This window comes from Kribbella qitaiheensis (assembly GCF_014217565.1).
In the GTDB taxonomy this organism is placed as follows: Bacteria; Actinomycetota; Actinomycetes; order Propionibacteriales; family Kribbellaceae; genus Kribbella; species Kribbella qitaiheensis_A.
This window is the reverse complement of the sequence record NZ_CP043661.1, coordinates 7751234-7772630: the sequence shown is the minus strand read 5'-3', so window position 1 is coordinate 7772630 and position 21397 is coordinate 7751234. Positions and strand designations below refer to the sequence as shown.

Genomic DNA, 21397 nt, shown 5'->3' with positions numbered 1-21397 from the left:
CCTTGACGACTCCGGAAGTGCACGCACTGACGGGACCCTATGTATTGAACGCACTGCCCGAGGACGAGCGGGTCGGGTTCGAGGAGCACCTCGCCGACTGCCAGTCCTGCAGCGCGGAAGTCGCCGAGCTGCGCGAGGCGGCCAACAAACTTGGTACGGCGGTGGCCAGCGAGCCGCCACCGGCGCTGAAGGCGCGCGTACTCGCCGAGATCATGACGACGAGGCAACTACCACCGTTGCTCAAGGCAACAGTGCCGGACACACCGGTCGCGATCCGGAGGAAGACCTACGGCCGTCGGTCGCTCTTCTCGCTCGCGGCGGCCGGCCTGCTGGTTGCCGGAGCGGGCGGGATCGCGGTCGACCAGTACCGCGACAACTCGCACACGCAGCAGCGGAACGAGCAACTCGCGTCCCTGCTTGCCACCTCGGACGCGCAGACGGTCCGTGGCAACCTCAAGAGTGGCGGTCAGGCGACAGTGGTGATGTCGGCAGGCAAGGACACCGCGATCGTCCTGCTCCACGACCTCCCGAAACTGCCGAAGAACAAGACCTACCAGCTCTGGCTGCAGGACAAGGGCAACACGATGCACTCCGTCGGCCTCGCGACCGGCGACGGCTCCCAGCTCATCCAGGGCGGCGTAGCCGACAAGGTCGCCTTCGGCCTCACCGTCGAGAACAAGCCAGGCGCCACCCAGCCCACCCTGACCACCGCCACCCTCATCCCGATGGCCTAAGACCCGCGGGCGGGAAGGCGGCGCACCCCTCCACCTCCCCGCCCGCGACACGGGGCACTAGGACTCGAGCTTGATGTAGGTGGCTCGGGGGACGTATTCGTAGCGTTCGGGCATGCAGGTGAGGATGATGACCTGGCCGTGGTCGCCGGCGCGGCCGAGGAGGGCGCCCATGTCGCGGAGGCGGCCCTTGTCGGACCAGCCGAGCGCGTCGTCGAAGATGACCGGGACGCTGCTGTCGCCGGTGCTGACCAAGTGGCTGATCGCGAGCCGGGTGATGATCGCCAACTGCTCCTGCGCACCCGTCGACAGCGCCTCGACCCGGAGCCGGTTGCCGTCCAGTTCGCGTTCGGCGACGGCGAGGTCGTCGTCCAGCCAGACCTTGAAGGACGGCCCGTAGACACTTCGCCCGAGCGACTCGATCCGCGTCTGCAACGGCTCGGAGTACTTCGTCTGCGCCTCGGCCCGATGCCGACCAAGGGTCTCGTAGACCCGCCGAGCCGCGTCCGCGCGCCGCTTGAGCCCCTCGTGCTCGGCCCGGATCGCGGCCAGCTCCAGCTCGGCCATCTCGCGACGCGTCCCCAATCCGTCCCGACCCGACTGCTCCAGCCGACCTTCGGTGGTGCGCAGCGAGTCCCGCAGTACGTCGCGCTCGCCCTGCAGCCGAGTCGCCACCGCTAGCGCATCGCCAAGCAGACCTGCCGCTTCGTCCGCCCCAACCTCGTCAGCCTGCGTCTGTACTGCGGTCAGCTCGTCGAGCACCGCCTCGACCTCAGCAGTCGCCTTCTCTTCCTCGGCGTCCACATCCTCGTCGGCCAGCACAGCACGAGCAGCCTCCAAGGCCTCGATGGCAGCGGCCAACCGCTCCCCTGCCAGCTCCGACCGCGCCCGCGCCTGCTGCGCCTCGGACCGGTCCTCCTCAGCGGCCTTCCGTGACTGAGCCGCCGCGAACTCCGCATCCGACAACAGCCGCTCGGCAATGGCCAACTCGGCCCGCGCGTTCTCCAAAGAACGCTCGGCAGCGCCCAGCTCGCCACCTTCCAAAGCCGGTACGACGAGGTCCTCGAACTCGAAGGTGCCTTCCTCCTCCTCGAACTGCGAGAACAGCGACATCTGGCCAGGAACGTCCTCGACCGGCGTCAGCCGCTTCCCGGCCGGCTTCGCCTCTTCCTCCTCCTCACCCGTGGAGGAGACGCCCAGACGCGCGCACAGCAAGGTGATCCGCTCACTCGGATCGCCGTTGGCCGTCAGGGACCGCTCGGTCCGCCGAGCCTCCTGAAGCTCCGCGGAAACGGTGTCCACCTTGCGCAGCAACTCACGCGCGGCCGGCAGATCCTTCACCCGCCCCCGCTTCAGCAGGTCCTTCTCCAACCGGACAGCCTCGTCCAGCCGCGATCGCAAAGTGGCGGCCTCGCCACCTGCCTGGACCCTCACCTCGACCTGACCCGGTACGTCGATGACCAGCTCGCCCGACACCAGGATCTGGATCTCGTCAGCCAGCTCCGCGGGCACCTCGGCCCCGGCATCCAACCCGGTCCCCGACAACCGGACAGCCTCGGCGCCAAACCGCCGTACGGAAACTTCCGGTACTCCGGCGGCAAGCGCCGCGCGAGCCTCGACAACCCGCGCCCGGGCGTTCTCCAGCGCGGCCACGAGCGCCTCGTCGACCTTGACCCCGTCGAGCACCAGACCGGCCGTCGCAATCCGGGCCCGTACGTCGACAAGCTCGGTCTGCTGCACCAGGAGCCGGTCGAGCTCGGCCCGATCCGTCAATTTCGCGACGAGCCGCTCCGCCACGTGCAGGTCGCCGCGACGTTCATCCTTGAGCTCGACGACCTCCGCCAGCGCCGCCTCGGCCGCGTGCACCGTCTCGGCCGCCTTCTTCGCGACAGTCTCGGCATCCTTGCGCCGCTCGGCGAGCTCGGCGTTGGACTTGGTCAGCTTCTCCAGCTCGGCGAGCATCCGCTCCCGCTCGACCCGGGTCCGGGTGTGGTTCTCCAGCCGCGCCCGGGCGGTCTCGGCGCGAGCGCGGACCGAATCCCGGCGGAGCAGGATCTCGTCGGTGGCCTGCTTGCGTTCGCGAAGCTCCTCGACCGACTTCAGGTGGTCCCCGAGCCGGCCGCTCAGGTCGTCCAGGTCCAGCGCGAGCCGCTCGGCCCGGCGGATGTCGGCGACCACCTCGTCCATCGCCTTCAACGCCTGCGCCGCGGTCAGCTCGGCCGCCTCCACGGTCTTGGCCGACCTGGCGAAGTCCCCGGTCGGACGGCCGCCTCTGGTCCAGTAGCGGAGGTACTCGTGCTCGACCGCGAGAACGAGCGGCATCGAGGCGCCGTCGACCGGCGTACCGGATTCCGCGGTCACGGCAGTGATCAGCGGCTCGGCATCGGCCGGCGTGGGCAGTACGAGCGACTGGCCCTGGCCGACCATCAAGGTCTGCCACAGCACCGGGTCGACGTGTTCGTGGAAGAGCCGTTCGGCCTCGTTGTGCGCCTCGCGACCGGTCCATGACTGCCGCCGGCCGTCGGACTCGAGGATGGTCAGCTCGGTGGCCCTGTTCTTCAGCCAGCGCTTCGTGTAGGTGAGCTCGCCGCCGCCGAGGGTCAGCTGGACGGTCACCTCGGGCGCCACGTCCTGGCCGACCGGCTGGATGTCGAGGATCCGCTTCGACTTCGAGTCGTCGGGGTAATCGAAGACGAGCGCGAACGCCTCGACCAGACTGGACTTGCCGACCTCGTTGTCGCCGACCACCACGGTGGTGCCGAGCGCGGGCAACTCGACAGTACGGTCCTTGACGCCACGGAAGTTCCGCAGCGTCAGGCTGTGAAGTCTCAAGGCAGCCTCATCCTGCGTCCCGCGCCAATCGGTGCATCAACGTCAACGCCGCACCGGCTCCTTCATCCCCGCCGGCCAGTGCCTGGCGCAACTCCTCCATCGCGGCCCGGGCAGGACCGCTCAGCTGCAACGCATCCAGGTCGGCCGCGTCCGGCGCGGGGCGGACCGTCCAGAACTTGGCCCACCGCTCGACGCTCGCGAACACCTCGCCCTGCGCGTCCACCATCGCGTCCAGCCGGCTCAGCAGCGGCAACGGCAACGACCCGTCGGCCGCGAGCCGTACGTACGTCCGCTCCTTCTCCGGCAGTTCGGCGAAGAAGTCCTCCAGCGCCCGGATCGATTCCTCGTCGTCCAGCTCGGCGTGGTGCTCGACCATGTGCCAGGCGCCGACGTGGTGCGGCGCCACCTCGATCGAATCCTTGCCGAGCGTCACGGCGAGAACGTTGCCAGGGTGCGTCTCTTCGGGCGCGGTGACCTCCTGCGTCCCGGAGAACCAGATCCGCTCGGTCACCTCGGTGGTCGAATGCCGATCGCCAAGGCCGACGTAGTGCAACCGCCCGTCGGCCACGGCAGCCTCCAGACCGGACTGGTCGATGGTCGGTACGTCGGACATCCCGCCGCTCAGGCTGGTCAGCTGCCCGTGCGCGAGCAGGATCCGCTTGATCCCGGCGGCGGGCCGGCGCGAGCTCGGCGTACCCAGGTGCCGCCGGGTCCGACAGCGGCCGACGCGAACGCCAGGGCGCGCCGACGATCTCGACACCAGGCACGATCTCCAGCGGCTTGCTGTCGGTCACCACCACGACGTGCGAGGGCGCGTGCCCGGTCCACTGGGCCGAGGTCCAGAGCGAGCCCGGCTCGAGCGCGTCGTGGTTGCCCGGCAGCAACACCACCGGAACCTCGATCCGCTTCAGCGCTTCACAAGCTCGCAAGATCGTCTGCCGCTCGACCTGGTTGTGCTCGAACACATCACCGGTGACCACCACGAACGCGGCTCCGGTGGCTTTCGCGACCTCACCGATCCGCATGACGGCGTCCAGCCGTGCCTGAGCCCACCGGGCCTGGCCGTCCGGCCCCAGGAACCGGCGCATCATCCCCAGCTGCCAGTCCGAACTGTGCAGAAACGTGATCGAGTCTTCCATCGCGCGAGAACGCTAACCCGCGCCGACGGCAACACCCAACCAACACACCCACAACCCCCGTGATGCCCGCCATGCGAACACTCCCACCGCTTGGGAGGTGGATCCGCGAGGTCACCCGTCTCTCACGCGGCGCCGAAGTCGCTTTCGAACTCTACGAGTCAGATCCGGCGATCACAGCGTCATTTTATTTTTTATTTAGAAGATAATTTGACTTCTATGATGCGATCCTTTAGAGTCTCCATATAGCGACTATGAAGACGCGTTACTAGGGGGAAATTGATGGCTAGGAAGACATACGCCGACATGAAGGCGGTAGCTAAGGCCACCGAGGAGAACGGCAACCTCATCACAGCGACGCTTCTTGAGTTGCGGGAGGCCCTGGGCTACAACCGCCTCGGGGTTCGCGTGCTCGGATACATCGCGGACGGGCTGGACGGCGAGGGACTGGGGTACTTCCCGCAGTGGGTGCTGGATAGTGATTCCAACGAGGCACCGCGCTCTGAGAACGTCATCCGCGTCTTCAAGAAGGGCACTGCCGTTGGTAACGCGATCTCTGCGGTCCTAGAACCGACAAACAAGGGCGACGAATTGCTCCGAGAGAGCGCTGGCGGCGATGCTGCCGAGACCCTCAAGCGCGTCCGCGAACTGGTAGCTGAGTAGCGGTGGACCTGCCCTCAGGGTTCCTCTCCTGGGGGCAGGTCCACCGCTGTGAGCCCGGTGGGCTCTCGCACGAACGGAAGCTTGGAATGCTGTGGCAGATCCCAGCCAAGTCACGAATCAGGTCGACATGTCCGCCTCACCCGCATCTCCATGACCACTTCTCTGAGCGGCGTGCGTGAGGGCGGACACTCGGACGCCTGTGCAACCTCAAATCATCCTGAGATAGACCATTGTCCGCCCGTACTCGACTCGGAAGATCCGGCCACGGGCAAGTGAGCCACGATTGGCGTTGGTGACGTGCACTACCGCGGTCCCGTTGGCATCAAGCATGACCGCCGCGAGAGGTTTCCCTCCCTCCGCGAGCCAGATCACGGCCTTCCGAGCCTTGTGCGACTTGCTGGTCGCAAGAACGACGTCACTCCCACGCAGCTGCATCACTGGTGCTGGGTCGATGGTCAGCTCTGTAATGCGGTCCGGGTCGACATCTGCCCAGCGTTCAACTTGGCGCCATAGGTCATACGCCTTGCCGCCAACGGCGGTCGGTGCGGCAAGCGCGGGCGAAGAGGCGAGAATGAGCCAGCAAAGCAGGCCCACGCCGCTGACTGCGGCGAGCGTCTTGCTCGGCCACCGCCTTTTCGCGCAGGTCATTTGGTTGACCCTCTCCGCCGCGCTGCCGGCCCAGAATGCCGTGGACTCCGCGAAAGCGCCGACGGAGATACAGAGTGGCCGCGGCTGCTGTCCTCTGGCTCGCCTGCGCCTCGTATCAACGAACTCGACGCCCAGAACCAGCGCGGCGAGCGCCGACACCGCGGCAAGCCCAATGCGGAGACTGATCTTCGCAACACGTTTCACGAGCGACCTGCGGACGAGTGCCCAGATCAAGGCCATCAGCAACGCAGCGAAAACCCACGGCCGCACCCATTGCGGCAGGAGCGAGAGCCAATCCAGCAGTTGCCCGAGAGGAGACCACATCAGCGGAGTCATCGATCGCACCAGCCCGACTCAGCTGAAATCCGCGTCTTCGATGGACGAGTCTTCGGCGGCATGCTGCTCCTCCGGGACACTCACCATCTCTTCCTCGGATAAGTCGCGATCGACCGTGTGGACCGCTTCCGGCCCTCCATCACTGATGGCTGACTGCTTGCCGATGTCGATGAACTGACGCGCCAGTCGTAGCAAGCCTTCGTCGTCAGCAACAACATCGTTGTCTTTGATCGCATTCAGGATCGCCAGGTGGTATGCCCGCTCGTTTCCCTCTTTCGCCTCTATCTTGGCGGCGGCGGCTGCGATGTGTTCCTGAGTCGGGTTCTCCCAGATCCCCTCGAGAATCGCCAGCGTGCCGTCGTTCATGTACGGACTGAGCGCTTCGCGGAACATCTCGCGGCGCTTCAGTTCGTACTCCGTGCGGGTCAGCTGGATTACTCCTTCGGCCGTGGTCAGTTCCTTGTCGTTCCGCTTGCCACGAATTTGGCGCAGGTATTCGTCTGTCGCGGAGTCGTTCCTCACGACAAGGTGGACAACCTTCAGTGACAACCAGTCGGGGGCTCCGGTCACCTGGCTACCGACCAGGTCCGCATGGAGCTGGCGCTCACCGATCGCACGAACCTGAGCAACAGGGTCAGCGAGATTGCCCCTTGGAGTCTCCATCTCTCGAAGGCTGTTCGAGATGGATGCCGCCAGCAAAGGACGCACCGAGGAGATAAGCGAGGTCACTCCCTCCATGGCGGCGTCAACCGCATCGGAGACTTTCGCCCTCAGGTCGACCGAGATCACGTACTTCGCGTGTGCTGTCTCGAACAAATCCTCGTACTCGAGGGTGATCTCCCGCGGTCTGGCATCCACCACGACCCATCCTGTGTATCCGGCGTAGGCACGTTCACCACCTGTGGTCGGACCTGCCAGGCAGCCATTGCCGGTTCGGTCGACGAGGACCAACTGCTGCCCGTGCTCCAGCATTGGCAGTTCGTGCGACGATCGCGAGATCCGCCACCGACCACTTTTCTGCTCGAACCGGCCTGTGCTGACGATCAATGGTACGTCTGATTGGTCCACCGAATTCTCCTCAAATCCTCCGGGAAGAACTGCTGCGTAAGGCGCCAAGCCGTGGAGTGCTCCTCACACGATCGGCACTCCCGGAGGAGTGCCGCCCGTAAGCCGGCACCGAGTTGCGTGATCGTGCCGCCGTCTTTGGCCCACCGTTTGGCGCGCCGAACCAGGTCTGCGATGTGGCTGTAGTCGATGACTTGCGTTTCCGCCGACTCAATCAGCGAATGGAGGATGAAGCTTCCGGTCCTCGCCGCCCGTGGCATCGACCACGACTTGGACAGCAGCAGGGCGAATGCGTCGAGGGCCGGCTCCTCACCGCCATCGAGTAGAGACCGCAGAGACTCCTCGTTCGATCTGCCATCCGTCATGGTCTCGACGACTGCCGCAAAGACGGTCAGTGCTCGTCTGGCAATCGACGCCTTCTTCGGCATCTGCTCGACTAGGAGGCTGAGGACGGCGTACCGAATCTGCACGGCGTCCGGACCTGCCACACACAGACCAGCCAGGCTCTCGTTACACAGCGGCTCGAGCTTGGGCTTGTCCAGGCCGAGGCGCCACAGCCGCACCGGTGCGGCACTGCTTATGTCCCAGGCTCCAAGAGGCCCGCCGTAGGCGAGCACCGCACAATGCAAGAGACTCTCGTTCTCGTCGCCTATCCACGAGTTGACCAGTTTCCGCCCGACAGAATTGGACTCGTTCAGCGCAGTGGGCACTCCTACCGCAATGGCCGCAGCCAGCAGGAGGTGTCTCTTTCCGCTCAGCGCCCACCACCGAATCAACTCCCGTTCGGTGAAACGGGGCTCGATCACGAGGAGCGCGCCGGCCGCGATCGCGGCACCCATTCTCAGCTCCGCCTCCGACGACGAAGCGATGCGACGCAACCATCGGAGATAGCCGGCGCGGAATTCGGCGCCCAGGTGGCTCCAGAGGTATTGCACGACTGCGGTGACCTCGAGCGGCTCTCGGAGTTGATAGACGTCCTCGACCTGCCAGCCGAAATGAGTGGCGAAGCGCCGCGGCAGCAGCTGAACGACCGGCTCGAGATCAGGATCGCTTGCAGCTCGCATCGGAACCGGCGCCGTTTGGTCTGCATCCTTGACCAAGTAGCCAGCCAGCAGGCGTCCTTGACGTTCCAATTCGGCCCGCGGCGTTCCCTCCCCCGTCGCAATACACGCGAGCATCGCGATCTGCAACGGACTCCGTGACTGAATCTGCCAGTCATCGAACGTCAGGGAGACATCTCGTTCCGACACCAGGTCGGACAGTTGCTCGTCGGTAGCCTCGGGATGACGCCGGATTGTGTCCACAATCGCTTCCAGAGCGCCATAACCGGCGGAACCTATTGACTCCATGAGCCGCCCTGCACGCTCGGTGACCTCAGCCGCATCCAGGTTCGACAAAATGAAGGCCTCGGCAAGATCGGCGAGGTTGGGCGCCACGCCTTCGACAGTTGTCAATCCACTGCGGTTCTGCGCGGACGCCGGTCCCTGAACTGTGATCAGAAGGCAGGATTTGCCGCCCTGGGCCAAGGCCTGCTCGATTGCTAGGAGCAAATGATCGTTCAGATCCGCCAGTGAACCGGCGTCGACGTTTCCGATCAGGAAGCACGCGGCGGGCTTGACCTCCTTGACCTGCTTGATCGAGCGTGCAATCTCCCGCCAGGACGAGTCGCCCGACAACTCGAAGATGGGTGAGTCCGCACGGTCGGCCAACGCCACCAGGCAAGCAGACTTCTTCCCCAGCCCCGGCTTGCCGAACACAGCAATGAAGGCATCCTCGGCCAGCACCGCATGCCTGATTTCTTTCAGCATGGGTGAGTCCGCATACCCTTCGGTCAAACTATGCGCATGCGCAGTCCTTTCGACCGATGTCGTCTCGTCTCCGGACTGATCGGAAAAATAGACCGGCCCATTGAAGTTATTTCCGAGCAGCGCGTTCCTTGCCCGCACCGGCCCGCTCACCAAGTCACGCGGAAGTGTAGAACTCAAGGACTCAATCGGCTCGTCCTGGGCGGGGCCGTCGAGGTCCTCGAAGGTTGCTGACGAATCAGCCTTGATCGAGCTTTCCGCCTGAGCTTCATTCGCGGGAACCGGGTCTGGCGAGGAGGGCTGATATTTTCCCTCCGCCATGGCACTGGCTCCTCAACTGAAGTTGACCGGACCTTCGAATGTGTTGCCGATCGGAGCATTCCGCGCGACCACTGGCCCGTGAATGGTGACGCCACCCTCGGACCGCCGACCCGTCGCCAACTGCACAAGATGGCGTAACTCATCCTCGGTCAGCACCTGGTCGATCACGCCGACGCGCAGAGCGTCAGCCATCTCATCGACATCCGGCGCGGGTCGAGGCAGTCGCTTTCTCATTCGTTCCAAAATCCTGCTGCCAAGAGAATGGAGGTCCTTGCCGGTCTCCTTCGCCGCCTCCTGGACGACAGCGCCGGCTCCCATCGCCGCCAGCGGTACCAGAATTTTTGCAGCTTCCGATGCCAGATCACTCATGATGTCCCCCCGGACCTAGATCACAGTTTCTCCAAGAGTGACGGTAACCGATTAGGCTGGTCTTCGAAAGACGCCGATCGAATCACCGCGTAATGGTTATAAGAAGTACCTCAGCTCCCGGATTGACGATATTCCTGTAAATATCCAACATATTTGATCAAGCGATTTATTGCCATGCAGGCGAAGGTCGGGTCACCGAGCGACCGCGCGATGCGGCACACTGAGCGGCGTGCCTGAGGACAAGCGACCGTACGCCGTACTCGATATCGATGCGACGTTGTCGGATACGAGTAAGCGGGTGCACTTCCTCAAGAAGCGGCCCAAGGACTGGGATTCGTTCTTCAAGCATGCCAAGGACGACGCGGTGCTCGACGAGGGGCTGGCGGTGGCGACCACGTTGGCGGCCGAGCACGAGATCGTCTATCTGACCGGGCGGCCGGAGCGGCTGCGGCGGGACACGGTGAAGTGGTTCGAGGACAACGGCTTTCCCGACGGGAAGCTGCTGATGCGCGGCAACAACGATCGCCGTCCGTCGGCCGTGATGAAGCTGGCCCGGTTGCGGACACTCGCGCAGGAGCGGCCCGTCGCCGTACTGGTTGATGACGACGTGAAGGTCTGCGACGCGGCCGAGAAGGCCGGGTACACAGTGCTGAGGGCCGACTGGGGACTCGATGCCGAGACCCAGCCGACCCTCTTCGAAGCTCAGGAGACCGAAGGCCGTACCTGACCCCCACCCTGTTGCGTCCGAATCACCGTGGGTCCTGACCCTCGCTCTTTCGGACGCGACGGGTCGGCTACTTGCTCAGCCCGAAGATCAGCGCGTTCGGGTACGGCGGGTATGGCGGCAGGTAGAAGTTCTGCACCTTCGAGCCGTGCAGGAACGCGTTGCGCGCGTAGATGAGCGGCACCAGCGGTGCGTCCTTCATGATCTGCTGGTCCAGTGCACCCCACGCCGCCGCGGCCTTGGCGCGATCGGGCTCCGCGGTGGCGGCGTTGATCGCGGTATCCACCGCAGGGTTCGAGTAGCGGGACATGTTGTACCCGCCGTTGCCGATCTCCGACGAGGCGAACAGCGGCTGGATGTTGCCGATCGCGCTCGGGAAGTCCGGCAGCCAACTCGACACGGTCAGGTCGTAGTCACCCTTGGCGCCGGTCTGGACCTCGGTCAGCGCGTCCGCGTCCAACGGCTTGATGGTGACCGTGATGCCGGCCTTCTTCAGACCCTGCTGGATCGCCTGCGCCACGCTCAGACCGCCCGGCGAGTTGTCGGCAGCGAGCACCAGGCTCAGGTTGCTCGCGCCGGCCGTGGCCAGCAGCGACTTCGCCTTGTCGGGGTCACCGGAGGGCGGAGCCTGGTACAGGTCGTACTTCGAGTAACCGTCCATGCCCGGCGTGATCAGCGTGGTGGCGATCTCGCCACCGAACTCCGGCCCACCTTCGGCGACCTGAACCGCCTGCTTGTCGACGGCGTACTGGATCGCCTTGCGGACCTCAGGGTTCGACAGACCGGGGCGCTTGTTGTTCATCGCGAGGTACATCAGCGCACCCGACGGAGACGTGGCCACCCGGGACTTCACCGAGGCGGTGCCGTTCACGGTCGGGATCAGAGCCGCCGGGATCGACGTACCGGTGGTAGCCGCGGACTTGTCGTCACCTGAATCGGCGATCAGCCGCTGGTTGATGACGTCGGCCTGCAGACCCATGTCGAACACGATCGAGTCCGCCAGCCCGGTCCGGGCCGGGTCGGAAGCCTTGTCCCAGTTGGTGTTGCGCTCGAGCTCCAGCTTCGAGCCGGGCGCGTACGACTTCACCTGGTACGGGCCACTGGCCAGCGGCTTCTCGCCGTAGTGCGCCGGGTCCGTGTCGGCCTTCTTCGGCACCGGGGCGAACGCCGGCATGCTGGCGATCCACGGCCAGTCGCCGAACGCCTTGTTCAGCTTGAAGATGATCGTGCTGTCGTCCGGCGTCTCGATCGACGCGAGCTCCTGGCCCTTGTACGGACCGGTGTACTTGTCGGCGTCGACGAGCAGCGCCTTGTGGTAGCCGAGTCCGCCGGACAGCTCCGGGGCGAAGGAGCGCTCCACGCCGTACTTGATGTCAGCGGCAACGATCGTCGAGCCGTCGGCGTACTTGAGGCCCGGCTTCAGTTTGTACGTCCAGGTCTTGCCGTCGGCGCTGACCTGCCCGGTGTCGGTGGCCAGGTCGGGGACTACCTCGGCCGCCTTGTCCCTCGACGTCTTCCACGACGTCAGGCCGCGCAGTACCAGGTGAATCGTGCTCGTCCCCAGGTTCTGGCTCTTGGCCGGGTCGAGGTTGATCTCCTTCGTGGTGCTGAGCAGGTGCAAGGCGCCACCTTGCTCGGCAGCGGCTGTGCTGCCACCGCCGGGCGAGGCCGACTTGTCGTTGGCGTTGCAAGCGGTAACCGCCAACGCGACTGCGGCTGCGACCGCGAACGCGCGGGTAGTGCGTCTCATGGTGTCCTCTCAGACGTGGGGGGCTCGAGAGATTCGGGGAAGTAGCAGGCGACCCGATGCTCGCCACCTGCGACAGGTTCCAGTACGGGGCGCACCGTTGCGCAGACGTCCTGCACCTTGTAGCACCGGGTGCGGAAGGGGCATCCGGAGGGCGGGTCGATCGGCGTAGGCACATCGCCCGTCAGCACGATCCTGTCCCGAACGGCACCTGGCTCAGGAACCGGTACTGCGGACAGCAGCGCGCGGGTATACGGATGAGCGGGCGCGGCGTACACCTCTGCTGCCGGCCCCTCCTCGACGATCGTGCCCAGGTACATCACCGCGAGCCGGTCCGCGACCTGCCGGACAACCGCGAGGTCGTGGGCGACCAGTACGTACGACAGGCCGAGCTCGTCGCGCAGGTCGGCCAGCAGGTTCAGCACCTGGGCCTGGACCGAGACGTCGAGAGCGGAGACCGGCTCGTCGCAGATCAGCAGTCCCGGCCGTACGGCGAGCGCTCTCGCGATCCCGATCCGTTGCCGCTGACCACCCGAGAACTCGTGCGGATAGCGCTCCAGGTGCTCCTCGGACAGGCCGACCTGGTGCAGCAGCTCGATCAGCTGGGTGCGGCTCGGCCGGATCCCCTGGGCCCGGAACGGCGTGGACAGGATGGTGCCGACCGACTGCCTTGGATTGAGCGAGGCCTGCGGGTCCTGGAACACCATCTGGATCTTCCGGCGGACCGGGCGGAGGCGGCGGCCTCGCAGCTTGGTGACGTCCTGGCCGGAGATGCTGACCCGGCCCTCGGTGGGATCGAGGAGCCTGGTCGCGAGTCTGGCCAGCGTGGATTTGCCCGAACCCGATTCGCCGACCAGGCCGACGGTCTCCCCCCGGCGTACGACGAGGTCGACGCCGTCGACGGCCTTCACCGTGCCCGCCTGACGGAACGGGACGCCTCGCAGCCCGAAGTACTTCTTCACCCCGTCCAGACGAAGCAGCTCGTCGGTGCCCTGCCTGGTCTCGGCTTCCTCGATCGTGCTCACAGGGCGACCTCCGGACGGCGGCCAAGATGGCAGGCGGCTTCATGGTTTCCCTCGCCGGGGCGCGGGGTCAGCACCGGACGCTCGGTGACGCACCGCTCTCCGACGCGTTCCGTGTAAGCGCAGCGCGGCTGGAACGGGCAGCCGGTCTCGATCGAACCAGGAGACGGCGGACTGCCCGGGATCGTGGTCAGCCGATGCTTCGGCGGTACGTCGACGCGCGGCATCGCACCGAGCAGGCCGAGGCTGTACGGATGAGCCGCGCGATAGAAGATGTCGCGCACGGAACCCTGCTCGGCCGCGCGCCCGGCGTACATCACGAGTACGTCGTCCGCGACCTCCGCGACCACGCCGAGATCGTGCGAGATCAGCACGAGAGCGGTCCCGAACTCGGTCTGGACGTCCTCCAGCAGCCGGATGATCTGGGCCTGCACGGTCACGTCGAGGGCCGTCGTCGGCTCGTCGGCGATCAGCACCTTCGGGTCGTTCACCAGCGCCATCGCGATCACGACACGCTGCCGCATGCCGCCGGAGAACTCGTGCGGGTAGGCGCGAGCCCGCTGCGCGGCGGACGGGATGCCGACCAGGTCGAGCATCCGGACAGCGCGCGCGTTCGCCTCCTTCTTGGAGACGTCGTGGTGCAGCCGGTACGCCTCGGCGACCTGCCAGCCCACGCTGTAGTACGGATTGAGCGCGGACAGCGCGTCCTGGAACACCAGCGCGACCTCGTTGCCACGGACCTTGCGGAGTTCGTCGTTGGTCAGCTTCGTCAGCTCACGACCGGCCAGCAGAACCTCGCCCTTGACGTCGGCGTTGGGCGGCAGCAGGCCCATCACTGCCGCCGAACTGACGCTCTTGCCCGAGCCGGACTCACCGACGATCGCGAGCGTCTTGCCCGGCGCGACGGCGAAGTCGATGCCGTCGACGGCCGGCACCAGGCCGCCCTCGGTCCGGAAGGTGACGTGCAGATCGTGAACCTCGAGAACCGGTTTCTCACCGGTCTGCTCAGTCTTGTCAGGCATGGCCCACCCTCGGGTCCAGTACTCCGTGCAGCACGTCCACCACCAGGTTCGCCAGAATCACCAGGAACGCCGAGAACAAGGTCACGCCGACCACCACCGCCACGTCGAGCTGCCCGACGGCGCTGATCAGCAACTCACCGAGCCCCTGCATGCTGAACACCTTCTCGGTCAGGATCGCACCACCGAGCAGGCCGCCGAGATCGAGGCCGAAGATCGTCACGATCGGCACCAGGACGCCGCGCAGCCCGTGCAGGAAGACCACTCGGGCCTCCCCCGCGCCCTTCGCCCGGGCGGTGGTGATGTGGTCGAGGTTCATCTCTTCCAGCATCTGCGCCCGGGTCAGCCGGATGTACGACGCCGCCGAGAGCGCGGCCAGCACGATCCACGGCAGCACCAGGTGCCAGGCCCAGTCCACCGGACTCTCCGTCAGAGGCACGTAGCCGTTCACCGGGACCATGTTGAGCCAGAACCCGAACACCAGGATCGCCAGCAGCCCGACCAGGAACGACGGCGAGGCGACGCCGACCAGCGCGAACCCGACCGCGACGCGGTCGAACAGCTTCCCGCGCTTCAAGGCAGCTCCGACTCCGAGCGTCACACCGGCGACGAGCCACAGGATCGCGGCCCCGATCGCGATCGATGCGGTGATCGGCAGCCTGCTCAGGATCAAGGTGGTCACCGGCCGCGCGAGCGGGAACGAGTAGCCGAAGCACGGCGCGTTGCACTGCACTGCCGCGGAGCCTTCGCCGAAGGTCCGGCCGGCCACGATCCCCTTCAGGAACTGGAGATACTGCTGCATCGTGCTCTGGTCCAGCTGCATGAAATGCCGCGCCTGCTCGAGGCGGTCCGGCGTACAGGGCTTGCCACAACCCAGGCGGGCCGGGTCCGCCGGCAACGCGTAGAAGATCAGGTAGACGGCCAAGCTGAGAGCGAGCATCACCAGCACGGTCGCGAGCAGCCGCCGAATCACGAACCACACCATGTCCGGCATTACTTCGCCCTCCGCAGCCGTACGTCGAACGCGTCGCGAACGCCGTCGCCGAGCAAGGTGAACCCGAGTACGGCGAGGAACAACATCGCACCCGGGAACGCCAGGAACCACGGATCCGCGCCGGTGTAGACCCAGACGATCGAGTCCGAGATCGACCGGCCCAGACTCGGTGTCGGCGGTGGGACACCGACGCCGAGGAACGACAGCCCCGCCTCCGCGCCGATGATGCCGGGCACCGCCATCGTCGCGATCACCAGCACCGGGCCGAGCAGGTTCGGCAGCAGCTCGCGGGTGACGATGTGCCAGCCGCTGGAGCCCGACGACCGGGCCGCCTCGACGAACTCCCGCTCGACCAGCGACCTGGCCTGGTTGCGGATCAGCCGTGCCAGCCCGGCCCAGCCGAACACGCTCAGCACGACGATCAACAGCAACCAGCGCGGGAACCTGGCCGGCACGATGATGCCCAGCGCGATCATGAACAGCAGCGACGGGAACCCGAAGAGGAAGTCGAGCAGCCGCGACACGACCGCGTCGTACCAGCCGCCGAAGTACGCCGCGCTGATGCCGACGAGCGTGCCGACCACGGTGGTGATGAGGGTGACCACGATCGCGATGAACAACGACGTCCGCAGCCCGAGCACCACGATCGCGAACAGGTCCCGCCCGGTCAGCGGCTCGATGCCGAACCAGTGATCAGCGCCGAATCCGCCGACCGCCCCTCGCGGCGCGTTGCCGCGGAGCGGATCGAGCAGCCCGATGTTGTACGTGTACGCGTCCTGCCCCTCCAGCTTCGCCAGCAACGGCGCCGCGATCGCTATCAGGACCAGCACGACCACCAGCACCGCACCGAACCGGGCGCTGCGATCCCGGCGGACCCGGCGAAAAGCCTGCCGGGTAGGTGAGACGGCCGAAACGACCTCGGAACCCACACGCACTCCTGACAACGATGGACTGAACCCAGCCGAGAAACGGTAGGCCAGAGTCTCCCATCATCCAGGTCCCATCTTGAATCGTGAGAAAGTCCATTCACCAACTGGAGATTGTCGAGTACTACGTGTGACGAGTACCGGTCCAGTGCGGTTCAGGTCACTCGATGTCGGTGAGTTCCCAGGGGCGGCGGCGTGGGAGGTAGCGGAGTACGAGGAAGGTGGCGACGGCGCCGAGGGCGATGCCGGGGATCATCCAGCGCCACCCGGAGAGCGCTCCCGCGTCGCTCTCGACGGTCTGGACGACCGGGGCCTGCTGGGGTGTGGGCGTGGGCTGGCTCATGTCGGGTATCCCGGTCGGCCCGCCGTCGGACTGACCCATGAGGTTGAGGGATCCCAGGAGCTTGGCCAGCGCGGCCGGTTCGTCGGCCCGGTGCCAGACAGGGGTGTCAGAGAGCCTTCCGCTGCCGTCGGTGCTCACGGTGGTGGCGATCCACGGGCCGCCCGGAGCGTCGGGATAGATGATGTCCAGGCGCCAGACGGACATGTCGTGGATCAGCCAGGTCGCCCGGACGAACTGGCCGGCCTGATGCGACTCGGCGTCGCCCTTGGCCGGCAACGGCTCACCGACGAACTTCAGCAACTGGTTGTAGAGCGTGTCTTCGTAGCCAAAGGCAACCACTCTGGGTGGCGCGCTGAGCAGCACACTGGTCGGACCACCGGCCGATGCGGGAATCGTCGCTCCAGCGAGAGTGATCAGTACTGCGAACAGCAACGCGAAGGTATGGCGGATCCAGCGGGTCATGGCGGTTCTCCTCGAGCCGAGCGAACAATGCACCCCTGATACACCGCCGCCCGCCCCGAGGTTCCGCCTAAGGCGTGGCAGAGAGCGCGATCTCGGTGGCTTGCGCCTCGTCCGCGACGCCCTCCAGACGGAAGGTCCGGCTGTCGAGGACCCAGACCAGGGTCGGTCCCGCGACGCGGATCGTCTTCTCCTTGCTGGCCTTGTCCACCAGCACCAGTTCGTACGGCGAGTTGAACCAGAACCCGTTGACGGAGTCCACGACCTCCAGCGTCATGTAGTACTTCTTGATGTACTTCGGCGCCGGCTCGGCCAGGAACTGCTCCAGCCGCTCCCCGCTCGCCCAGCTCATCGCCACAAACCCGTACGAGGCCTCAACCCCTGTGGGCGCCCCCAGTGCTCGCGGCACTGCCGGAGTGAACCCAGCAACCCGCGCAGCGTCCTGCAACCCCAGCTGCCCGGTCACAGGCGGCACGGTCGGCGTCGCACTCGGCGCCTGCCCGACAGGTTGGGCTTCGACCCCACCGATGTTGAGCCACTCGGCGACAGTCGCCCGTACTGGCGAAACCACCACCGTGCCGGCGAGCAGCACGGCCAGTAGCGCCAACAGGGCACGCCACCGGCTTCGGAGCACGTCGGCGAGCGAACGGCGTACAGGCTCGTCTGCAATAGCTTCCAGTACTGCGGTCGCGAGGCCCTCCGCGACAGGAGGCACTACAGCGGAACGCCCGAGCGCGCGGAGCTCGCTAGTCAGCTCGTCACTCATCGCTGCACCTCCTTGTCGGGTAGTTGTGTCCGCAGTCGTCCCAGTGCTCTGTGCAGTCGCGACTTGACCGTGCCGCGTGGCCAGCCGAGTACTGTCGCCGTCTCCTGCTCGTCCAGCTCCAGCAGGTACCGGCACGTCACCACTAGCCGGTAGTGCTCAGGTAGAGCCCGTACTGCGGTCAGCAGCTCGCGTCGGCGCTCACCTACTGCCGCCTCGTCAGCCGGATCCAGCACGCTCTCCGGCAGCGCGGCCAACTCCTCGCGACGCGTCCGGCGAGTCCGTGAACGCTGGAGGTTGCGCGTCTCGTTCGCCACGATGCGCAGCAACCACGGTCTGAACGCCGCCTCTTTCCGGAAGCCGCCAAGCCCGCGGTACGCCTTGACGAACGACTCCTGCACAACGTCATCCGCCTCGGACCCGGCCCCGAGGAACACCGCCGTCCGCTTGGCCACCGACGCGTGCAGCAGCACCAGCTCTGCGTACGCGGAGGGATCCCCACCACGCACCCGAGCCAGAATCGCCACTTCGTCGGTCGCGCTGATTCCGCCTCCTGTCCAGTTCCCGCATTGTCTCTACACCGCAGGCAGGCCATCGGTTCCAGGCGATTACTGACTCATCTCCTCGCCGCCTTTCCCGCCGTGTCGCTACTGGCGTGGTTTGACGCGTTTGGTCGGGGCGGCTGTGAGGGGGTCCTCCGGCCAGGGGTGGCGTGGGTAGCGGGCTCGCAGATCGGCGCGGACCTGCGGATAGCCCTGAACCCAGAACGACGCGAGATCGCTCGTGATCGCCACCGGGCGTCTCGCGGGCGAGAGCAGATGCAGTACGACCGGCACGCGCCCGTCCGCGACCACCGGCGTCGTGGTCCACCCGAACACCTCCTGCAGCTTCACCGCGAGCACCGGCGGCTCAGCCCCGTCGTACGCGAGCCGCACCTGCGAACCAGACGGCACCGGCAACCGTTCCGGCGCAAGCTCAGCGAACCGGGTGGCAGCCGGCCACGGCAGCAGCCGCCGCAACGCGGACGCCACGTCAATACGCTCAAGATCGCGCGCCCTACGCACCGACGCGAGCTCCTGCCCAAGCCAGTCGTCGAGGCTTGCCAGCAAGGCCGCGTCGTCGACCGCGGGCCACGGGGCTCCAAGATGCGCATGGCAGAACGCGAGCCGCTCGCGCAGCGAATCAGCCGCCTCGGACCAGCGCAGTACGGAGAGTCCACTACGGCGCAGGCCATCGCGTACTGCGGCTTGCACGAGCAGCGGGTCGGGCTTGGTCAGCGGTGCGTCGTTGAGAACGATCGCCCCGAACGCCTCCACCCGCCGCGTCACGACCCGCCCGTCGTCCCAGCGGATCTGATCGCTTGACGAGACAAGGTCGCCGGCCACCTCCCGAGCAGTCGCCTCGTCGATAGGCGCGGCAGACCGGATCCTCGCGTCAGCGCGCCCAGGTGCCCGATCGGCAACCGCAATCGCCAACCAGGTCGTAGTCCGCAACGGAGACTGCGGATCCAATGCAGCCCCGGTCCCGCCCGACATCTGGTACGTCGCCGAGTCGACCGCACGAGCCCGCGCAATCCGATCCGGATACGCCAACCCCACCACAATCCCCGCCGCCAGATCATCAGGAATCCGGCCGACCAACCGCGACTCCGGCCCACCCCGGTTCCCCGGTAGCGCGCGACCCGCCGACCCCGCCCCGCGCGCACTCGCCGCCGCCGCGCTCACCGCCTCATCCACACCCGCTTTCGCCGCGCTCACCGCCTCATCCACACCCGCTCCCGCCGCGCTCACCGACTCATCCACACCCGCTCTCGCCCCGCTCACCGGTGGCGGCTCAACGCCACGGCTGAGGCGTTTCGCCTCTTCTCGCCAGCGGGCGGTGGCTGCCCGGTCCTGCCCTCGGCGGAGGGCTCGCCACCGCGCGGGCAGGTCATCGCCGAAGTCGCGGCCGGCATCGTCGGAGAGCATCGCGACGATCTCGCGGGCCCGCTCGGCGCCGACCCACGGCGTACCGTCGAGCAGCGCACGAGCCAGCCGCGGATGCGCGCCGACTGCCGCCATCCGCCGCCCCCGCTCGGTGATCCGGCCGTCATCCGAGATGGCATCAAGGCGACGCAGCAACTCGGTCGCGGCCGTCATCGCCACCGCCGGCGGCGCCTCCAGCAAGGCCAGCCCGTCTCCACCAGGCGCACCCCACGCAGCCAGATCGAGCGCGAAAGCAGCAAGATCCGCAGTAGCGATCTCCGGCGCCGCATGATCGTCGAGATGTGCGTGATCCGTCGCAGACCAACACCGATAAACGCGACCCGGCGCCTCTCGCCCAGCACGACCAGCCCGCTGATCGGCAGACGACTTCGAAACCCGGCAGGTCACCAACGCACCGAGCCCGCGCGACTGATCGGTCCGCGGTTCACGAGCAAGCCCCGAATCCACCACCACCCGCACCCCCGGCACCGTCAGCGAACTCTCCGCGACAGACGTCGTCACCACGATGCGCCGCCTGGCCCCCGGCGCCAGCGCACGATCCTGCTCGGCCCGCGACTGCCGCCCGAACAACGGCAGCACATCGAAACCCGCACCACCCGCCGAAGCCGAAGCCCCGTTCAGCCCAGCCAGCCGACGCGTCACCCCGTTGATCTCGGCCTCCCCAGGCACGAACACAAGGATGTCGCCGTCGTTCTCCCCCACCGCCCGCTGAACGACCGCCGCAACGTGATCCAGCAATCGCGGATCGACGCGCCCACCAGGAAGCAACGGCACGGGAACCGGCGGCGGCGCCCACTCGATCCCCACCTCGAACATCGCCGCCGACGCAGTAACCACAGGCGCCGGCCGGTCAGCAGCCAACGCGTGACTCAACCTCACCGTGTCCGCAGTAGCCGACGTCGCCACGATCGCGAGATCCTCCCGCAAATTCGCCCGCACATCGACACAGAACGCGAGCAGCAGATCAGCATCCAGATGCCGCTCATGACATTCGTCGATCACGACGGCCGCGACACCAGGCAGTTCCGGATTCTGCTGCAACCGCCGTACGAGAAGGCCGGTCGTCACCACCTCGACCCGAAGCCCCTTGCCGCCGCTGCGCTCCCCACGCATCGCGTACCCGATCTGCCGTCCCAGCGGCTCACCGACCAACTGCGCCAATCGAGTCGCAGCAGCACGCGTCGCCATCCGCCGCGGCTCGGCCACGATGATCGTGCCGTCGAGCGCATCGGCGAGAGCGAGTGGCAGCAACGACGTCTTGCCCGATCCGGGCGGCGCGACCAACACCGCAGTACCGCGCGAGCGAACCGCGTCGACGGTCGCGGGCAAGACGGCGCGCACAGGCAGGTCCGCCCCCGGCGCGGACGGATCGGGAAGGAGCACGCCCCGACGCTAACCGACTGGTGCCCCGAAGGCGCGACCGTTCGCCTGACCGGAGACGTGTCCCGACCGACAGGTAATGGTCCACGGAACCGCCCCCGACACCGCCGGGCTGAGCGTGCGACCCAC

Annotated in this window: 18 protein-coding genes and 1 pseudogene; 3 read left to right on the top strand and 16 right to left on the bottom strand. The window is 66.7% G+C overall.

All coding sequences use genetic code 11. From position 1 onward, the window contains the following. The first annotated feature begins 2 nt into the window (after positions 1-2). Complete coding sequence (locus F1D05_RS36775) at positions 3-734, top strand: anti-sigma factor (RefSeq protein ID WP_185444835.1); 732 nt, start codon at positions 3-5, stop codon at positions 732-734. Between the two features lie 57 nt (positions 735-791). Here the strand turns inward: F1D05_RS36775 and F1D05_RS36770 are convergent, their stop codons facing one another. From F1D05_RS36770 to F1D05_RS41620, 3 genes and pseudogenes are all read right to left on the bottom strand, one after another. Further along, on the bottom strand, positions 792-3563 hold the full coding sequence (locus F1D05_RS36770; RefSeq protein WP_185444834.1) for an AAA family ATPase: 2772 nt from the start codon (positions 3561-3563) through the stop codon (positions 792-794). 7 nt (positions 3564-3570) lie between these two features. Next, on the bottom strand, positions 3571-4323 hold the full coding sequence (locus tag F1D05_RS36765) for a hypothetical protein (RefSeq protein WP_246486982.1): 753 nt from the start codon (positions 4321-4323) through the stop codon (positions 3571-3573). A 148-nt stretch (positions 4324-4471) separates the two neighbouring features. After that, positions 4472-4651 (bottom strand): annotated as a pseudogene (locus F1D05_RS41620) (DNA repair exonuclease); the annotation flags it as partial. 330 nt (positions 4652-4981) lie between these two features. Here F1D05_RS41620 and F1D05_RS36760 point away from each other — a divergent pair. Beyond that, complete coding sequence (locus F1D05_RS36760; RefSeq protein WP_185444833.1) at positions 4982-5362, top strand: hypothetical protein; 381 nt, start codon at positions 4982-4984, stop codon at positions 5360-5362. Between the two features lie 207 nt (positions 5363-5569). Here F1D05_RS36760 and F1D05_RS36755 read toward each other — a convergent pair whose 3' ends face one another. From F1D05_RS36755 to F1D05_RS36740, 4 genes are read right to left on the bottom strand one after another with little or no spacing between them, the layout of a single operon-like run. Next, positions 5570-6346 carry a hypothetical protein gene (locus F1D05_RS36755; RefSeq protein WP_185444832.1) on the bottom strand — a complete coding sequence of 259 codons (777 nt, stop codon included), beginning with the start codon at positions 6344-6346 and terminating at the stop codon, positions 5570-5572. Positions 6347-6364: 18 nt separating this feature from the next. After that, a complete protein-coding gene (locus F1D05_RS36750; protein WP_185444831.1) occupies positions 6365-7414 on the bottom strand; it encodes a hypothetical protein in 1050 nt (349 codons plus the stop codon). After that, on the bottom strand, positions 7390-9537 hold the full coding sequence (locus tag F1D05_RS36745) for a hypothetical protein (RefSeq protein WP_185444830.1): 2148 nt from the start codon (positions 9535-9537) through the stop codon (positions 7390-7392). The genes F1D05_RS36750 and F1D05_RS36745 overlap by 25 nt, the downstream gene beginning before the upstream one ends. Before the next feature lie 12 nt (positions 9538-9549). Then, the gene (locus tag F1D05_RS36740; protein WP_185444829.1) at positions 9550-9906 is read right to left on the bottom strand and encodes a hypothetical protein; all 357 of its coding nucleotides are present in this window, start codon (positions 9904-9906) and stop codon (positions 9550-9552) included. Positions 9907-10135: 229 nt separating this feature from the next. On the opposite strand from F1D05_RS36740, the gene F1D05_RS36735 reads away from it, so the two are divergent. Next, positions 10136-10633 (top strand): HAD family acid phosphatase, encoded by a 498-nt coding sequence (locus F1D05_RS36735; RefSeq protein ID WP_185444828.1) that lies wholly within the window; start codon positions 10136-10138, stop codon positions 10631-10633. A gap of 67 nt (positions 10634-10700) precedes the next feature. Here the strand turns inward: F1D05_RS36735 and F1D05_RS36730 are convergent, their stop codons facing one another. The 9 genes from F1D05_RS36730 to F1D05_RS36690 all read right to left on the bottom strand — a co-directional run bounded on the left by F1D05_RS36730 (position 10701) and on the right by F1D05_RS36690 (position 21271). Further along, positions 10701-12380 (bottom strand): ABC transporter substrate-binding protein, encoded by a 1680-nt coding sequence (locus tag F1D05_RS36730; RefSeq protein ID WP_185444827.1) that lies wholly within the window; start codon positions 12378-12380, stop codon positions 10701-10703. Further along, entirely contained in the window at positions 12377-13402 is a 1026-nt protein-coding gene (locus F1D05_RS36725; RefSeq protein WP_343066553.1) for an ABC transporter ATP-binding protein, read from the bottom strand. The genes F1D05_RS36730 and F1D05_RS36725 overlap by 4 nt, the downstream gene beginning before the upstream one ends. After that, positions 13399-14421: an ABC transporter ATP-binding protein gene (locus F1D05_RS36720; protein ID WP_185444826.1), complete on the bottom strand. Its 1023-nt coding sequence runs from the start codon at positions 14419-14421 to the stop codon at positions 13399-13401. Before F1D05_RS36720 ends, F1D05_RS36725 begins: the two co-directional genes overlap by 4 nt. Further along, positions 14414-15412: an ABC transporter permease gene (locus F1D05_RS36715; RefSeq protein WP_185444825.1), complete on the bottom strand. Its 999-nt coding sequence runs from the start codon at positions 15410-15412 to the stop codon at positions 14414-14416. The genes F1D05_RS36720 and F1D05_RS36715 overlap by 8 nt, the downstream gene beginning before the upstream one ends. Continuing rightward, entirely contained in the window at positions 15412-16341 is a 930-nt protein-coding gene (locus F1D05_RS36710; protein ID WP_185444824.1) for an ABC transporter permease, read from the bottom strand. Before F1D05_RS36710 ends, F1D05_RS36715 begins: the two co-directional genes overlap by 1 nt. Before the next feature lie 157 nt (positions 16342-16498). Further along, entirely contained in the window at positions 16499-17143 is a 645-nt protein-coding gene (locus tag F1D05_RS36705; protein WP_185444823.1) for a hypothetical protein, read from the bottom strand. 67 nt (positions 17144-17210) lie between these two features. After that, on the bottom strand, positions 17211-17906 hold the full coding sequence (locus F1D05_RS36700; protein ID WP_185444822.1) for a hypothetical protein: 696 nt from the start codon (positions 17904-17906) through the stop codon (positions 17211-17213). After that, positions 17903-18430: an RNA polymerase sigma factor gene (locus tag F1D05_RS36695; RefSeq protein ID WP_246486273.1), complete on the bottom strand. Its 528-nt coding sequence runs from the start codon at positions 18428-18430 to the stop codon at positions 17903-17905. Before F1D05_RS36695 ends, F1D05_RS36700 begins: the two co-directional genes overlap by 4 nt. Before the next feature lie 120 nt (positions 18431-18550). Then, a complete protein-coding gene (locus tag F1D05_RS36690) occupies positions 18551-21271 on the bottom strand; it encodes an ATP-dependent RNA helicase (protein WP_185444821.1) in 2721 nt (906 codons plus the stop codon). Positions 21272-21397 lie beyond the last annotated feature (126 nt).

Bases quoted from the DNA above. Each gene is read 5' to 3' on its own strand.
- F1D05_RS36715 (WP_185444825.1), bottom strand. From the start codon at position 15,412: ATGCCGGACATGGTGTGGTTCGTGATTCGGCGGCTGCTCGCGACCGTG.
- F1D05_RS36745 (WP_185444830.1), bottom strand. From the start codon at position 9,537: ATGGCGGAGGGAAAATATCAGCCCTCCTCGCCAGACCCGGTTCCCGCG.
- F1D05_RS36755 (WP_185444832.1), bottom strand. From the start codon at position 6,346: ATGACTCCGCTGATGTGGTCTCCTCTCGGGCAACTGCTGGATTGGCTC.
- F1D05_RS36760 (WP_185444833.1), top strand. From the start codon at position 4,982: ATGGCTAGGAAGACATACGCCGACATGAAGGCGGTAGCTAAGGCCACC.
- F1D05_RS36720 (WP_185444826.1), bottom strand. From the start codon at position 14,421: ATGCCTGACAAGACTGAGCAGACCGGTGAGAAACCGGTTCTCGAGGTT.
- F1D05_RS36705 (WP_185444823.1), bottom strand. From the start codon at position 17,143: ATGACCCGCTGGATCCGCCATACCTTCGCGTTGCTGTTCGCAGTACTG.
- F1D05_RS36700 (WP_185444822.1), bottom strand. From the start codon at position 17,906: ATGAGTGACGAGCTGACTAGCGAGCTCCGCGCGCTCGGGCGTTCCGCT.
- F1D05_RS36730 (WP_185444827.1), bottom strand. From the start codon at position 12,380: ATGAGACGCACTACCCGCGCGTTCGCGGTCGCAGCCGCAGTCGCGTTG.
- F1D05_RS36740 (WP_185444829.1), bottom strand. From the start codon at position 9,906: ATGAGTGATCTGGCATCGGAAGCTGCAAAAATTCTGGTACCGCTGGCG.